General features: G+C 64.4%; 11 protein-coding genes. 7 read left to right on the top strand and 4 right to left on the bottom strand.

Going from position 1 to position 15,359, the window contains the following annotated elements; all coding sequences use genetic code 11:
• Positions 1 to 2: 2 nt before the first annotated feature.
• The 3 genes from BTO02_RS16755 to BTO02_RS16745 form a co-directional block, all read right to left on the bottom strand.
• Positions 3 to 728, bottom strand: a complete 726-nt coding sequence (locus BTO02_RS16755) for a PepSY-associated TM helix domain-containing protein (protein ID WP_083615159.1) — start codon at positions 726 to 728, stop codon at positions 3 to 5.
• Between the two features lie 432 nt (positions 729 to 1,160).
• A complete protein-coding gene (locus tag BTO02_RS16750; RefSeq protein WP_075157974.1) occupies positions 1,161 to 2,270 on the bottom strand; it encodes an aldose epimerase family protein in 1,110 nt (369 codons plus the stop codon).
• A 24-nt stretch (positions 2,271 to 2,294) separates the two neighbouring features.
• Positions 2,295 to 3,503: a XylR family transcriptional regulator gene (locus tag BTO02_RS16745; RefSeq protein WP_075157973.1), complete on the bottom strand. Its 1,209-nt coding sequence runs from the start codon at positions 3,501 to 3,503 to the stop codon at positions 2,295 to 2,297.
• Positions 3,504 to 3,834: 331 nt separating this feature from the next.
• Here BTO02_RS16745 and xylA point away from each other — a divergent pair, with 331 nt between their 5' ends.
• From xylA to BTO02_RS16710, 6 genes are all read left to right on the top strand, one after another.
• On the top strand, positions 3,835 to 5,160 hold the full coding sequence (xylA, locus tag BTO02_RS16740) for a xylose isomerase (RefSeq protein WP_075158948.1): 1,326 nt from the start codon (positions 3,835 to 3,837) through the stop codon (positions 5,158 to 5,160).
• Positions 5,161 to 5,387: 227 nt separating this feature from the next.
• A complete protein-coding gene (gene xylF / locus BTO02_RS16735) occupies positions 5,388 to 6,416 on the top strand; it encodes a D-xylose ABC transporter substrate-binding protein (protein ID WP_075157972.1) in 1,029 nt (342 codons plus the stop codon).
• Between the two features lie 103 nt (positions 6,417 to 6,519).
• Positions 6,520 to 8,076, top strand: coding sequence for a D-xylose ABC transporter ATP-binding protein (gene xylG / locus BTO02_RS16730; RefSeq protein WP_075158947.1), 1,557 nt, complete (start codon positions 6,520 to 6,522; stop codon positions 8,074 to 8,076).
• The gene (locus BTO02_RS16725; protein ID WP_075157971.1) at positions 8,073 to 9,269 is read left to right on the top strand and encodes a sugar ABC transporter permease; all 1,197 of its coding nucleotides are present in this window, start codon (positions 8,073 to 8,075) and stop codon (positions 9,267 to 9,269) included. The genes xylG and BTO02_RS16725 overlap by 4 nt, the downstream gene beginning before the upstream one ends.
• Before the next feature lie 489 nt (positions 9,270 to 9,758).
• Positions 9,759 to 11,162, top strand: a complete 1,404-nt coding sequence (locus BTO02_RS16715; protein ID WP_075157969.1) for an MFS transporter — start codon at positions 9,759 to 9,761, stop codon at positions 11,160 to 11,162.
• A 252-nt stretch (positions 11,163 to 11,414) separates the two neighbouring features.
• Positions 11,415 to 13,400 (top strand): putative bifunctional diguanylate cyclase/phosphodiesterase, encoded by a 1,986-nt coding sequence (locus BTO02_RS16710; protein ID WP_075157968.1) that lies wholly within the window; start codon positions 11,415 to 11,417, stop codon positions 13,398 to 13,400.
• Between the two features lie 23 nt (positions 13,401 to 13,423).
• On the opposite strand, the gene BTO02_RS16705 is transcribed toward BTO02_RS16710, so the two are convergent.
• On the bottom strand, positions 13,424 to 13,810 hold the full coding sequence (locus BTO02_RS16705) for a DUF488 domain-containing protein (RefSeq protein WP_075157967.1): 387 nt from the start codon (positions 13,808 to 13,810) through the stop codon (positions 13,424 to 13,426).
• Positions 13,811 to 13,968: 158 nt separating this feature from the next.
• Here BTO02_RS16705 and BTO02_RS16700 point away from each other — a divergent pair, with 158 nt between their 5' ends.
• A complete protein-coding gene (locus BTO02_RS16700) occupies positions 13,969 to 15,333 on the top strand; it encodes an autotransporter strand-loop-strand O-heptosyltransferase (RefSeq protein WP_232243382.1) in 1,365 nt (454 codons plus the stop codon).
• The last annotated feature ends 26 nt before the right edge of the window (positions 15,334 to 15,359 follow it).

The following is a 15,359-nucleotide window of genomic DNA, read 5'->3' as shown; positions in this document are numbered from 1 at the left end:
GGCTACGCGAGCCCGACACAGACCGCAGCCACGATCGACCCGATCACGAGCACCGCGCCGAGCGTGCGCCGCGTATTGAGCTGGGTCCATAGCAGCACGCCTGTCAGCGACAGCAGAATGATGCTGCCCGCGAGCGTGTCGATCAGCAGCACCCAGCCGACGCTCAAACCGACGCCTTTATGCAGATTGGTCAGCGTCGCGAGGAACGTGTTGCCGGTGCGTTTGACCGTGACGTAGCCGCTGCCGACCCAATAATCGGCGGAGGTCACCTGTTGCGGCGACGCGAACGTCAATTGCCAGTGCTCGGGCTGGACTGCGCTGCGATCGCCCCAGGCGACCGCATGCGCGGCTTCCTTCTGCACGCGGCCGAGCCTGCCCGCGAGCTTCAGTTCGCCTTTGAGCCACGCGCCCAGCTCGCGTGGCGACGCGGGCGCCGGCTGCGGCAGCGGCATCTGAAGTTCGGCGACCTGCGGCGCGCCTGTCGAGATGCGCAGCGGACCCGCGCGGTGGTTCAGAAAGAAACCGGTGGTGCCGAACAGCAGCCCGAGCGCCGCGCCCCACAGGCCGATCCAGCCGTGGATCTTGCGCAGCCAGCGGATGAAGGTGATCCGTCGCGGGCGCCGTTGCTCGGCGTAGACGCCGGAAGCCCTGGCGTCGGCGGCCGGCGCGTTCGGCGCGAGCGACGTCAGATCGGCGGCGCCCGAGTCGAGGGTGTCGGTGGTGTTCAAGGTCACTCCACAAATCGAATAGCGTTGGGTCGTAACGGGTCGTGATGCCGGGTCGGCGCGCTGCCGCAGCCGTGACCTTCGCCGGCGGCGGGCCCACGAGCACGCTTGCTTGCTGCACGACCTGCAAAGGGGGTGGGACGCCGTCGCGGCCACGATAAAGCGGCGCGGCCGGGGGCTCCGGGCTGGCTGGCCGTCCGGCCTACGCGGCCGCACGTCGTACGACGATGGCCGCGGAGCAGGAGGGTTGGCTGGCGTTCAGATGAGAACCGCTATCATTTCACGCCGAAGGGAACGCTGCAAGAATCGCAAGCTAACCGTACCTGTCCGAAATGTTTCCGGTGGTTACGATTTCATGCAGCCGACGGGTTTCGACGCGAGCCGGCGCTTAAGCGCCGGCCTGTACGCGCGCCGCACATCGGCGAATCCGGACCTTTACCGAACGCCGAGCTGGTAGACGGTTGTGTGCCGATACCGTTCGCCGGGCCGCAATACGGTTTGCGCGGCGACCTCGTCCATATTGATCTGATTCGGGTAGCCGCCGGTTTCGAGGCACAGCGCCGCGTGCTTGCGCAACGGTTGCTTGCCGCGCCCGACCACGCCTTCCAGATAATTGCCGGAATAGAACTGCAAGCCGTTCGCGTCGGTTTCCACGGTGAGTTCGCGGCCGCTGCCCGGGTCGTACAGCACCGCGACGCGGCGCACCGCGCCGGGCGCATTCGCTTCCCCCGTGGCGTCCGACGCGCTGCGCAGCAGATAGCAATGGTCGAAGCCTTTGCCGCGCACGAGTTGCGCATGCGGCCAGTCGAGGCGCGCGCCGATCGGGGCGCTCGTGCGGAAGTCGAATGCATTGCCGGCAACGCTTGCGCGCGCAAGCGGAATCAGCGTGTCGTCGACTTCCCAGAATTCGTCCGCGTCGATTTCGATCATATGGCCGCGGATGTCGGCCGATCCGCCGGACAGGTTGAAATAGGCGTGATTCGTCAGATTGACGGGCGTCGGCGCATCGGTAATGGCGTCGTAGTCGATCGTCAGCGCGCCGTTGTCGTCGAGTGCGTAGCGCACGCTTGCTTCGAGCGTGCCCGGAAAGCCCGCGTCACCTTCCGGCGATTCGTGCGTGAAAACGAGCGTGCCGTCCACTTCGCGCGCGTTCCACACCGCGCGATGGAAGCCGGTTGCGCCGCCGTGCAGCAGGTTATCGCCCTGATTGCGGTCGAGCTGATACGTGACGCCATCGAGCGCGAAGCGCGCCTGCGCGATGCGGTTCGCCCAGCGGCCGATCGTGCCGCCGAAGTACGACGTGCTCGCGAGATACTCGGCCGGCGTGTCGTGGCCGAGCACGACGTCGGCGACGCGGCCCGCGCGGTCGGCCGCATGCCACGACACGAGCGTCGCACCGAGGTCGCTGATCGCCACGCGCATGCCGTGCGCGTTGCGCAGCGTGAAGAGACGGACCGCATCGCCGCCGGGCAGCGTGCCCCAGCGTTCGACGGTGACGTGCGTGTGAGGAGCGCGATCGGTGCTGCGCGAGTCTGCAAGGTTCATGGATGAAAAATCGAAGTGCTGTGTTCAGCCGGGTTGCGATGCCTGCGTGGCGTGCAGACGCTCATGGTACTCGCGCGGGGTACAGCCGAGTTCGCGGCGAAACACCGCGTACATGTACTGCAACGACGTGAAGCCGCAACGGATCGCGACTTCGGTACTCGAAATGTCGGACTGCGCAAGCAAGCGCTTCGCGACGTCGAGCTTGTGGTTGAGAATCTCCTGATGCACGGTGCAGCCGAGTTCGCGGCGAAAGTGTTCTTCGAGCGACGAACGCGACACCCCGACATAATCGGCGACCTGCTCGGTCTTGATGCCCTGGCAGGCGTACTGCCGGATGTAATGGCGCGCGCGCATCACGTACGGGCTCGATACCGGCTGATGCCGCGTCGATTCGAGCACGTTGATGCCGACCGGCGGCACGAGAATGCGCCGCCCGGCGAAGCGCGCGCCGCCCAGCATCTGATGCAGCAGGTGCGCGGCCGTGCGGCCCATTTCCTCGGTTCCCTGAATCACCGAAGACAACGGAATGCGCGTCAGCGAGCGCGTCAACGGGTCGTTGTCGATGCCGATGATCGCGACTTCCTCGGGCACCGCGATGCCGGAGATCAGGCACACCTGCAACAGCTGACGCGCGCGCGCATCGGTCACCGCGATAATGCCCACGGGCTTCGGCAAAGCTTGCAGCCATGCGGCCAATTGTTCGCTTGCCTGATTCCATACGGGCGCGCTCGTCGGCAGACCGCGGTGCACGTCGCCGCTCAGGCCATCGGCTTCGAGCAGCGCGTTGAAGGCGAGCTCGCGCTCCTGCGCCCAACGGTTCGTCGGCGATTCGGGCAGGCTGTATAGCGCGAAGCGCTGCAATCCCGCGCCGATCAGATGCGTATAGGCAAGCGAGACGAGCTTGCGGTTATCGGTGGCGATATACGGCAGATTCTCCGGATAGCGCGACGCCTCTTCGTACGATGAACCGACCGCGACCACGGGCAGCGGGCAATCGGAGAGCGCTTCGCACACGGCGGGATCGTCGAAGTCCGCAATGATGCCGTCGCCCTCGAAGTGTTCGATGCCGTTTAAACGCGCGCGGAAGTCTTCTTCGAGAAACAGGTCCCATGCCACGCGCGTCGACAGCAGATACTTGCCGATGCCGGTGATGATCTCGCGGTCATAGACCTTGTTCGCGTTGAAGAGCAGCGCGATTCGATGCGTACGTTGAGCGGGTTGCTGGCGTGTCATCGTTCCAGTTAAGCAGCACGCATCGAAGGATGCGATGCCGTCGTCTCCATATGCGGCAAAACCCTTAAGGGCAAACGCGATTCACCCTGTGGGCAAGCGGTTTTGCACGCTGTCGGTATTAAGTGTTCCGCTTATTCTAGGCGGTGCAAGCTTGCTGCCGCCATACGATTTTAACGGGCGGCAAGAATCGCTAGCCGCGCTGGCGGATTTCGCAATTGCCGGTTCGAAGCGCAAGCTGGCAGCATGGCGTCACTCATGCAAACGTGCGGTGCGGGTCGTCTGTGCCCTTGCGATGAAACGCGCACCCACGACATCAATCAAGGAGACGCGCATGTCCTATTTCGAACACCTGCCGGCCGTGCGCTATGAAGGCCCGCAGTCGACCAACCCGCTTGCGTACCGCTATTACGATCGCGACAGGCTCGTGCTCGGCAAGCGCATGGAAGATCATCTGCGCCTCGCCGTCTGCTACTGGCATACGTTCGGCTGGGCCGGCACCGACATGTTCGGCCCAGGCACGTTCGAGCGCCCGTGGCACGGCGCGGGCGAGCCGATGGCGCGCGCCCGTCTGAAGGCCGATTGCGCATTCGAACTGTTCTCGAAGCTCAATGCGCCGTTCTATACGTTTCACGATAACGACGTCGCGCCCGAAGGCGACAGCATCCATCAGTACGTGAGCAACTTCCGGTCGATCGTCGACTACCTTGCGCGCAAGCAGGAAGAGACGGGCGTGAAGCTGTTGTGGGGCACGGCGAACCTGTTCTCGCATCCGCGTTACGCGGCCGGCGCCGCAACGAACCCGAACCCCGAGGTCTTCGCATTCGCCGCGGCGCAGGTGTTCGAAGCGCTCGAAGCGACGCAGCGCCTCGGCGGTTCGAACTACGTGCTGTGGGGCGGCCGCGAAGGCTACGAAACGCTGCTCAACACCGACCTCAAGCGCGAGCGCGAGCAACTGGGCCGCTTTATGAGCATGGTGGTCGAGCACAAGCACAAGAAGGGCTTCAAGGGCACGTTGCTGATCGAACCGAAGCCGCAGGAACCGACCAAGCACCAGTACGACTACGATGTCGCGACCGTGCACGGCTTCCTCGCGCAATTCGGTTTGCAGGATGACATTCGCGTGAATATCGAAGCGAACCACGCGACGCTCGCGGGCCACTCGTTCCATCACGAGATCGCAAATGCGTTCGCGCTCGGCGTGTTCGGCAGTATCGACGCGAATCGCGGCGATCCGCAGAACGGCTGGGATACCGATCAGTTCCCGAACAGCGTCGAAGAGCTGACGCTCGCCTTCTACGAGATTCTGCGCAACGGCGGCTTCACGACGGGCGGCATGAACTTCGATGCGAAGGTGCGCCGTCAAAGCATCGATCCCGACGACCTGTTCTACGGTCATATCGGCGCGATCGATACGCTTGCGATTGCGCTCGAACGCGCGGCACGCCTCGTCGAAAACGACCAGCTCGCCGCGTTCAAGGAAAAGCGCTACGCAGCGTGGGACAGCGAATTGGGCCGCAAGATCCTGTCGGGCGAGGTCACGCTCGAAGCGCTGGCCAACGATGCGATCGCACGCGGCATCGCGCCGCGCCATGTGAGCGGCCGCCAGGAGTACCTCGAAAACATCGTGACGCAAGCGCTTTACAGCCCCGCGAAATAACGCGAGGCAAGCGTCGCGCGCCGTTAAAAAACGTCAAGCGCGCCGGGCGATTTCGCAATTGCCCGGCGAGCCCGCGCAGCCCACGCTGTCGGGCGGACAAATCCAGCATCAACACAATCGACGACCGCGAACACGAATTCGCGGCGCATCCGTACGATTTCGCCGGCCTCTTCACCTCTCTCGCACTTTGAAAGCGCCGGTAGCCAACCAGAAAAAAGGAGTGAGACATGAAATCTGCCATGCGTCGTACCGTCCTGAATTCGCTCGTCTGCGCCGCGATGTTTGCCGGCCTGACATCGATTGCACCGCTTGCGCACGCAAGCAAGGACAAACCCGAAATCGGCTTCTGCATCGACGATCTGCGCGTCGAGCGCTGGTCGCGCGATCGCGATTATTTCGTTGAGGCCGCAACGAAACTGGGCGCGAAAGTGTCGGTGCAGTCGGCCGATGCGAGCGAATCGCGCCAGATTTCGCAAATCGAGAACCTGATTTCGCGCGGCGTCGACGTGATCGTGATCGTGCCGTTCAACTCGAAGACGCTCGGCAATGTGATCGCCGAAGCGCACAAGGCCGGCATCAAGGTCGTGTCCTACGACCGCCTGATTCTCGATGCCGACGTCGACGGCTATATCTCGTTCGACAACGAGAAAGTCGGCGAACTGCAGGCGCAAGGCGTCTTCAACGCGCAGCCGAAGGGCAACTACTTCCTGCTCGGCGGCGCACCGACCGACAACAACGCGAAAATGCTGCGCGAAGGGCAGTTGAAGGTGTTGAAGCCCGCCATCGACCGCGGCGACATCAAGGTGGTCGGCCAGCAGTGGGTGCCCGAGTGGAGCGCCGCAACGGCGCTGCGCATCACCGAAGACGCATTGACCGCGAACAACAACAAGATCGATGCGATCGTCGCCTCGAACGACGGCACCGCGGGCGGTGCGATCCAGGCGCTTGCCGCGCAGCATCTCGCGGGCAAGGTGCCGGTGTCGGGTCAGGATGCGGACCTCGCGGCCGTGAAGCGCGTGATCGCCGGCACGCAGACGATGACCGTCTACAAGCCGCTCAAGCTGATCGCAAGTCAGGCCGCGCAGCTGGCGGTCGACCTCGCGAAGGGCACGAAACCCGCGTTCAACGCGAAATACGACAACGGCAAGGAGCAGGTCGACACGGTGCTGTTGCAGCCGACGCTGCTCACGAAGAGCAATGCCGACATCGTGATCAAGGACGGCTTCTATACGCAGGCCCAGCTCGCCGGCAATTGACGCAACACGCGCGCGTGCCCGGCACCCCGCACGACCTGCGGCACGACCGGGGCACGCGCGCGCCCTCGATCCATCCAGGATGAAACGCATGGAACAAGCGCGCATGGCATCAGCGCTTCTCGAACTGCGCGGCATCGCCAAATCGTTTGCCGGCGTACGGGCGCTCGACGGCATCGATCTGGCCGTGGCACCCGGCGAATGCGTCGGCCTGTGCGGCGAAAACGGCGCGGGCAAATCGACGCTGATGAAGATCGTATCGGGCGTCTATCCATACGGCGACTGGTCCGGCGAGATGCTGTGGGAAGGCAGGCCGCTGCACGCGCAAAGCATTCGCGACACCGAGCGCGCCGGCATCGTGATCATTCACCAGGAACTGATGCTCGTGCCGCAGCTGTCGGTGGCCGAGAATATTTTCCTCGGCAACGAAATCACGCTGCCCGGCGGCCGCATGAATTATGCGGCGATGTATCAGCGCGCCGACGCGCTGCTGCGCGAGCTCAACATCGAAGGCATCAACGTCGCGCAGCCCGTGATGAACTACGGCGGCGGCCACCAGCAGCTGATCGAAATCGCGAAGGCGCTGAACAAGCGCGCGAAGCTGCTGATTCTCGATGAGCCGTCTTCGTCGCTGACGGCAGCCGAAACGAAGATCCTGCTCAATATCGTGCGCGACCTGAAGAAGCGCGGCGTCGCGTGCGTCTATATCTCGCACAAGCTCGACGAGGTCGAGGCCGTATGCGACACGATCACCGTGATTCGCGACGGCAAGCATGTCGCGACCCGGCCGATGGCGCAGCTCGACACCGACCGCATCATTGCGATGATGGTCGGGCGCGAGATCACGAATCTGTTTCCGCGCGAGCCGCACGATATCGGCGAGGTGATTTTCGAAGCGCGCAACGTGACGTGTTTCGACGTGACGAACGCGAGCCGCAAACGGGTCGACGATGTGTCGTTTTCGTTGCGCAAAGGCGAGATTCTCGGCGTTGCGGGTCTCGTCGGCGCGGGCCGCACCGAGCTGATGCAGGCGATTTTCGGCGCGTATGCGGGCGCGAGCCACGCCGAGGTTTCGCTGCACGGCAAGCGTTTGAAGATCGGCGCACCGGCCGATGCAATCCGCGCCGGCATCGCGATGGTGCCCGAGGACCGCAAGCGGCACGGCATCGTGCCGCAGCTCGGCGTCGGCCACAACATCACGCTTGCGGTGCTGTCGCGCTTTGCGAAAGGCGGACGCATCGACAGCGCATCGGAACTCGACGCGATCCACACCGAAATGAAGCGCCTGTCGGTGCGCGCCGCGTCGCCGATGCTGTCGATCGCGAGTCTTTCGGGCGGCAACCAGCAGAAGGCCGTGCTCACGCGCATGCTGCTCACCGATCCGCAGGTGCTGATTCTCGATGAGCCGACGCGCGGCGTCGACGTCGGCGCCAAATACGAAATCTACAAGCTCATGTTCGCGCTCGCGCGGCGCGGCGTGTCGATCGTCGTCGTGTCGTCGGAGTTGCCCGAAGTGCTCGGCGTGAGCGACCGCGTGCTCGTGATCGGCGAAGGGCGCCTGCGTGGCGACTTCGTCAACGACGGCCTGACGCAGGAGCACATCCTGACCGCTGCGCTCAGCGCCGAACGCCATGACCCTACCCAACTTGCGAGCGTCGCATGACACCTGAAATCAGTTCTGTCGAAAACCGCGCGCCCGAGCGCGCATCGGTCGCATCGGGACAGCGCGTCAAGCAGCTGTTTGCACGCTACAAACTGCTCGCGCTGCTGCTCGCGGTTGCGGTGATCTGGACTTTCTTTTCGTTCCTGACCGACGGCGCGTTCGTCACGCCGCGCAATCTGTCGAACCTGCTGCGGCAGATGTCGATCACGGGCATGCTCGCCTGCGGCATGGTGTTCGTCATCATCGCCGGCGAGATCGATCTGTCGGTGGGCTCGCTGCTCGGCCTGCTCGGCGGTCTTGCCGCGATTCTCGACGTCAGGTTCCATTGGCCGCTCGCGGCGACGCTGCCGGTCGTGATGCTCGCCGGCGTCGCGGTCGGTATTTTCAATGGCTGGTGGTCCACCTATTTGCGCGTGCCGTCGTTTATCGTCGGTCTCGGCGGCATGCTCGCGTATCGCGGCGTGCTGCTCGGCATCACGGGCGGCTCGACCATCGCGCCCGCGTCGGACGCGCTCGTATTCGTCGGACAAGGCTATCTGCCGCGTGTCGCCGGCAATGTGCTCGCGATCGCGCTGTTCGCGCTGCTCGCCGTACTGACCGTGCGGCAGCGCAAGAGCCGCCAGCACTACGACCTGCCAGTCGTGCCGCTGTGGCAGGACGGCGTGAAGATCGTGGCCGCGGGGCTCGTCGTGTTCGCGTTCGTTGCGACGCTGAACCGCTACGGCGGCATTCCGGTGCCGGTGCTCGTGCTGCTCGCGCTGCTCGGCATCTTCACGTACATCGCGACGCAGACCGTGTTCGGCCGCCGCATCTATGCGGTTGGCTCGAATCTCGAGGCGACGCGTCTGTCGGGCGTCAATACGAACCGCGTGAAGCTCGCGATCTTCGCGCTCATGGGTCTGATGTGCGCGTTCGGCGGACTCGTCGAAACCGCGCGGCTCGCGGCGGGGTCGCCGTCGGCGGGCACGACCGGCGAACTCGATGCGATCGCCGCCTGTTTTATCGGCGGCACCTCGATGCGCGGCGGCTCGGGCACCGTGTACGGCGCGCTGATTGGCGCGCTCGTGATGGCGAGCCTCGACAACGGCATGTCGATGCTCGACGTCGACTCTTACTGGCAGATGATCGTGAAGGGCGGCATTCTCGTGCTGGCGGTGTGGGTCGACGTGATCTCGGGGTCGAACCAGCGGTAACGCGACCGCGCGACGCACGGCCGTGGTGCGGTGCACCACGGCGCGGCACCAGTTCGCTTCGCCAGCGTGCGCGATGGCGATCGGCCGGTGCGGCGCAAGCCGATTCCCGAGCGGCAAAAAAGCGGCTGTTGGCAACCTGCCTGCAGCCGCTTTCATTTTTCCGACGTGCGTCGCATGGCGCGCACAGCCCCTTGCGGCAAGCGATTGCGCGCGCCGGGCCGGATCCGTCCGGCGCCGCCGGCCGGGTGTCGCGCGCCATTTCGACACGCGATGGCATACCTATTGCGTTATTCGCCGCCGAGGCCAATGGCGGCCTCGATGATTGCAGTTCGAGAGCGGTGCGCTGATGTCGAGCGGACCACCTGGGGCAACGGCGTCCCGAACCACACGTAGCGCGATCGGCGTACCGATTCGCGTCGCACACGTGCGGTTCGGGACGCTTTTCTTTTGCGCGCACACTTTTTCGTGCGCGCCCTCGCAGAGAGACCGATGAAAAATCTGTTCAGTTCGTTGGCGAGCGGTAACTGGCGCGCGCTGCTCGCGTGCTTCTTCTACTTCGATACCGGTTTCACCGTGTGGGTCATGTTCGGGCCGCTCGCACCGTTCATTCACAAAGACATCGCGATGTCGCCGGCCGAACTGGGCTTTCTGGTCGCGGTGCCGGTGCTCGCCGCGGCGATCCTGCGCGTGACGCTCGGCAATCTGTACCAGGCGTGCAATGGCCGGCGCATCGCTTTGATGGGCGTGCTGCTGTCGGCAGTTCCGTCGGTCGTGCTGCTGTTGATGCCGGGCGCGCCGTCGTACACGCTGCTGCTCGTGCTCGGCGTGTTCCTCGGCGTCGGCGGCGCGAGCTTCGCGGTTGCGTTGCCGATGGCGGGCAGCAACTATCCGCCGAAGGTGCAGGGGCTCGTGCTCGGTCTCGCGGCAGCCGGCAATATCGGCGCGGTGCTCGACGGCTTCATGTTCCCCGGCCTTGCCGCGCATTTCGGCTGGACCACGGCCGCGGGCGCCGCATTGCCGCTGCTCGCGCTGGCCGCGACCGCGCTGTTTTTCTGGGCGCACGATCTCGCACCGAAATCGGGCAGCGCGTCGCGGGCGTTCGGCAGCTTCCTCATCACGCTCGCGGGTCTCGTCGCGCTCGTGCTGGCCGTGCATGCAGGTATGTTCGGGCCCGGCAAGACGGGCGTACTGCTGCTGCCGGTGCTCGGCGCGCTGCTCGCGATCTTCGTGCTGCCGCGCCATTACCGCAGCGTGCTGGTCGAGGGCGATACGTGGGTCGTGATGCTCGTCTACAGCATCACGTTCGGCGGCTTCGTCGGCATGTCTTCGTACGTCACGACGCTGCTGATCTCGCTCTACCAGATGCCGGCGCTCGAGGCGGGTCTCTTCATGTCGCTGCTCGCGTTTATCGGCGCGCTCGTGCGGCCGGTCGGCGGCCTCGTGGCCGACCGCATCTCCGGCGTGCGCGCACTCGTGATGCTGCTTGCGGCGATCTCGGTCTGCGACTTCGTGTTCGCTGCATGGATGCCGCCGCTCGGCGCGGGCATCGCGCTGCTCGTCGCGATGTATCTGTGCTTCGGGCTCGGCAACGGCGCGACGTTCCAGCTCGTGCCGCAACGCTGGAAGGGCAAGACCGGTTTGATGTCGGGCATCGTCGGCGCGGCGGGCGGCATCGGCGGATTCTATCTGCCGGTCATCATGGGTATGACGAAGGAAAGCACGGGCAGTTACCAGATGGGGTTCGCGACGTTCGGCGGCCTGTCGGCCCTCGCGTTCGTGCTCGTCGTGCTGCACCGCTCGCGCTGGCTCGAATGGGCGCTGCCGGCCGAAGCGCGCATGGCCGCCGCCGAGCCGATTCGCGCGGCAGGCGTACATGCGGACAGTGGCGTGTAAGACGGTCTGTCGTGCTTAAGGATTGGTATCGGCCCGTATGCTCGCGATCGCAACGGGCGGCACCGCATGAAATCGCCGGCGTTTATGCGCCGGCGATTTTTTTCGCGCGTGTTTTCAGTTACATGCGCTGCCTATGATCAATACGGTCGGCTTCACGTCATAAGGATTGGAGAACATTTAACGCAGAGTGGCGGGAATTTTGCTGGGAGTAGCGAGGCCTAAAACATTCAGCGGAAAAGCAGCGGGGCGCGCATGTCTTATTTCAGAAGGTTGACGGGTTCGCGCATCGCACCGGCAGTTCGCCTCGAACTGCGGCGCTCGCAATATCGTGCGTTCCTGCAGCAAGTGCCTTTGCTTTACGCGGTGCTGATCGTCAATACAGCGACGGTCGCGATCACGCACGTCGGCGTCGCGCCCATTTATCTATCGGTGTACGCGCCTGCGCTGCTGTGTCTGTTTTGCGTCGTGCGCGTCGCGGTGTGGTTGCGTTCGAGGCACGGCAAGTTCTCGGATGAAGAGCTTGCGCGGCGTCTACGCACGATGGTGTGGATGATTGCCGGGATGGGCGTGGCATTCGTCGCATGGGCGCTGTCGCTGTACGGTTACGGCGACGCGTATGCGCGCAGCCATGTCGCGTTCTACATGGCGATGACGGTGATCGGCTGCATCTTCTGTCTCATGCATATGCGCTTCGCGGCGCTGCTGCTGACCACGATCGTCATCGTGCCGTTCGTGCTGTTCTTCGTATCGACGCACAACCCGGTGCTCGTCGCGATCGCGGTCAACGTGCTGCTGGTCGCGGTTGTCATGGTGCTGATCCTGCTCATCTATTACCGCGACTTCACGAATCTCGTCGAATCGCAGATCCAGCTGCGCGCGAAGCACGCGGAAACGCAACGTTTGAGCGACGAAAACTTCCGGCTTGCGAATCTCGATGCATTGACGGGCCTGCCGAACCGCCGGCGCTTCTTCGCGGATCTCGACCGGCATCTCGCGCCGCTGTTGGGCCAGGCGCGTGCGCCGGGCAGTCTTGCGATCGGCGTGGTCGATCTCGACGGCTTCAGGCGCATCAACGATCTCTACGGCCAGACATTCGGCGATCGCGTGCTCGTCGAAACGGGCCGGCGTTTTGCCGCGCAGGTGACGCCGCAACTGAGCGTCGCGCGCATCGGCGGCGACGAGTTCGGGCTGATCGTGGTCGGTGCGACCGCGTACCGGCAACTGCTCGATCTCGGCGACATGCTGTGCGGCGAGATCGAGCGCCCGTATGTGCTGCCCGAGGGCTCGGCGCGGTTATCGACCTCGATCGGCTTCGCGAACTTCCCCGAGGCCGGCGAAACGACGACCCAGCTCGTCGAACGCGCGTACTACGCGTTGCATTTCGCACAATCGCATCGGCGCGGCGGCACGGTGATTTTCTCGCCCGAGCACGAAACGCAGATCCGCCATCTGAGCAAGATCGAGGACTGCCTGCGGCGCGCGGACTACGAACGCGAAATCTCGCTGCATTTCCAGCCGATCTTCGATACGGCTTTGCGTGAAATCATGGCGTTCGAAGCGCTCGCGCGCTGGACGAGTCCCGAACTCGGCGTGGTTGCGCCGTCGGTGTTCATCCCGGTGGCCGAGCGTTGCGACCTGATTCACGCGCTCACCGAAGTGTTGCTGCGCAAGGCACTCGAAGCCGCGCGCAACTGGCCCGAGGTCGTGCGCATCTCGTTCAACCTGTCGGCGCGCGATCTGACCGCGCCGGGCGCGCTCGATCATGTGATCCGCACGACGCTCGCAAGCGGTGTCGCACCGCATCGAATCGACTTCGAAATTACCGAGACCGCGTTGATCCAGGATTTCGACCAGGCGCGCACGGCGCTCGATGCGCTGAAACAACTGGGCGCGCGCATTTCGCTCGACGACTTCGGCACCGGCTTTTCGAGCCTCAACAGCGTGCACCGTCTGCCGATCGACAAGCTGAAGGTGGACGGCAGCTTCGTCGCCGGTATCGATCGCGAGCCGACGGCGCGCGCGATCGTAAAGAGCATCGTGGACCTTTGCCAGAACCTCGGCATGACGTGCGTGATCGAAGGCGTCGAGACGCGGGCGCAGGCCGACGCGCTGCGCGAACTGGGCGCGACCGTGATGCAGGGGCACCTGTTCGGCAAGCCGGTCCCGGCGAATCAGGTGCTCGACACCTATGTCAGGGACCCGATGCCGCGGTTGCCGCGCACGAGCTCGTCGCGCTGAGACGCGCGCTTCGGCGCACTGGCCTATTTCACCGCGGCCCCGCGGTCCTCGAGCAACCGACGCAGGATGCCGCGATGGCAGCGGTTCTCGTCGTCGCAATAGCAGCCGACTGAAAATTCGGCTGTTTTCGATAATGCAGCGAGTGTGTCGAGCACCTTCGACGCATCGCCGTTATTCATCTGCGCGCGGAATTTGCGCGCGAACGCGGACCATTCGCGGTCGGTCTTCGCGGCGAGTGCCTCGCTGACGAGCTCCGGGGTCGGCGACAGGATCGGCAGCCATACGTCGTAGTAGTCGCGCGTGCCGAACTCGCTTTTCGGCACGCCGCGCGGCGGACGCCGCACCGTGCCGATGCGAAGCCCTTCGCCGGCCGCACGCGGCTTACCCAGTTGGACGATGCTCACACTCATCGGCGCTCCTCGATCGCGGCCGAAGGCCCGCGTGCTTTCCGGTTGCGGGTCATATCGGCCGATGGTTAAATAGCCGGCTTTTTTCGCATAACGGCGACCGGAAAAACGCCCATTACAAGTAGAAGGCCATTCCGTGTCGTTCACCATTCGGATCGATTATGTCTCAAGCAGACGCGCAGTCGCGCGCGGCGGTGGGGTCCGCCGACGGCGTGGCCATGGGGGAAGTGCCGGTCGGCGCGAGCGCCGTCGGTGCTAGTAGCGCCGCTAGCGCGACCAGCGGCGATAGAGCCGATAGCGCTGTATTGGCCAATGGCACCGCAAAAGGCGAAGGCGGACAGCCGATTCAAAACCCGCCGTCCGTGCCGACACAGGAAGGCCCCGCCGGCATCCGCTTCGACTTCAACGACGGCTGCCGCGTCACGCTGCCGCCTGGCGACGCCGAGTGGCGCGTGCTGTTGCGCGACACCGCCACGGCGAACCCGCTGTTCGAAACGCAGTTGTCGGCCGGCGTGGTCGCGAGCAGCAAGAAGTATTTCGTGCCGTTCGAAATCGAAGTCTCGTCGCAAGGCAAAGAGGTGTTCCGCCATCGCCTCGACCTGACGGGCCGCAACGTGCTCGTGCATCTGCCGGTCGGCACGCTTGGCGACACGCTCGGCTGGTTTCCGTATGTTGCGAAATTCGAAGCGCAGCATCGCTGCCGTCTGACCTGCGTGATGGCCGACGCGCTGATCCCGCTTTTCAGGGGCGCGTACCCGTCGATCACGTTCGCGACGCCCGAAGCGATCGACCCGAACGATTTCTATGCGACCTACAACATCGGTCTGTTCTTCACCGACGACGCGAACGTGCGGCAGCCGTGCGACTTCCGCCTCGTCGGCCTGCACCGCACGGCCGCCTACATCCTCGGCGTCGATCCGCAGGAAGAGCGCCCGCACATCGTCCTGCCCGACGACAGCCGGCCGATTGCCGAAAAATACATCTGCATCGCCGCGCAAAGCACGACGCAGTGCAAGTACTGGAACAACCCGAATGGCTGGCGCGAAATCGTGGCGTTTCTGAAACAGCACGGTTACCGCGTAATCTGCATCGATCAGAAGGCGACACATGGCAGCGGTGTCGTGTGGAATCACATACCGTACGGTTCCGAGGATTTCACGGGCGACCGGCCGCTCGCCGAGCGCGCGCGCTGGCTCAGGCATGCCGACTTCTTCGTCGGCTTGAGCAGCGGTCTGTCGTGGCTCGCGTGGACGATGCACACACCGGTCGTGATGATCAGCGGCTTCACGCATCCGACCAACGAGTTCGACACGCCATATCGCGTGATCAACTACCACACGTGCAATAGCTGCTGGAACGACGTGCGCGTGCAGTTCGATCACCACGATTTCCTGTGGTGTCCGCGCCATGCGAATACGCCGCGCCAGTTCGAATGCACGCGGCTCATTACGGCGGAGCAGGTGATTGGTACGATCCGGCGGATTCCGGGGTTCGGCGAGCAGCCGGCGGCCGTGGCGGCGGATTGAAGCAGCAGGAACACGACGAAGCAGGA

It is taken from the genome of Paraburkholderia sp. SOS3 (genome assembly GCF_001922345.1).
Classification (GTDB): domain Bacteria; phylum Pseudomonadota; class Gammaproteobacteria; order Burkholderiales; family Burkholderiaceae; genus Paraburkholderia.
Note: the sequence above shows the minus strand (reverse complement) of the source record. Positions and strands in the feature narration are given on the sequence as shown.

What these genes read in the sequence shown, in the direction of transcription:
- BTO02_RS16750 (WP_075157974.1), bottom strand. Translation starts at nt 2,270, where the DNA reads ATGAACCTTGCAGACTCGCGCAGCACCGATCGCGCTCCTCACACGCAC.
- BTO02_RS16745 (WP_075157973.1), bottom strand. Translation starts at nt 3,503, where the DNA reads ATGACACGCCAGCAACCCGCTCAACGTACGCATCGAATCGCGCTGCTC.
- xylA (WP_075158948.1), top strand. Translation starts at nt 3,835, where the DNA reads ATGTCCTATTTCGAACACCTGCCGGCCGTGCGCTATGAAGGCCCGCAG.
- xylF (WP_075157972.1), top strand. Translation starts at nt 5,388, where the DNA reads ATGAAATCTGCCATGCGTCGTACCGTCCTGAATTCGCTCGTCTGCGCC.
- xylG (WP_075158947.1), top strand. Translation starts at nt 6,520, where the DNA reads ATGGCATCAGCGCTTCTCGAACTGCGCGGCATCGCCAAATCGTTTGCC.
- BTO02_RS16725 (WP_075157971.1), top strand. Translation starts at nt 8,073, where the DNA reads ATGACACCTGAAATCAGTTCTGTCGAAAACCGCGCGCCCGAGCGCGCA.
- BTO02_RS16715 (WP_075157969.1), top strand. Translation starts at nt 9,759, where the DNA reads ATGAAAAATCTGTTCAGTTCGTTGGCGAGCGGTAACTGGCGCGCGCTG.
- BTO02_RS16710 (WP_075157968.1), top strand. Translation starts at nt 11,415, where the DNA reads ATGTCTTATTTCAGAAGGTTGACGGGTTCGCGCATCGCACCGGCAGTT.
- BTO02_RS16705 (WP_075157967.1), bottom strand. Translation starts at nt 13,810, where the DNA reads ATGAGTGTGAGCATCGTCCAACTGGGTAAGCCGCGTGCGGCCGGCGAA.
- BTO02_RS16700 (WP_232243382.1), top strand. Translation starts at nt 13,969, where the DNA reads ATGTCTCAAGCAGACGCGCAGTCGCGCGCGGCGGTGGGGTCCGCCGAC.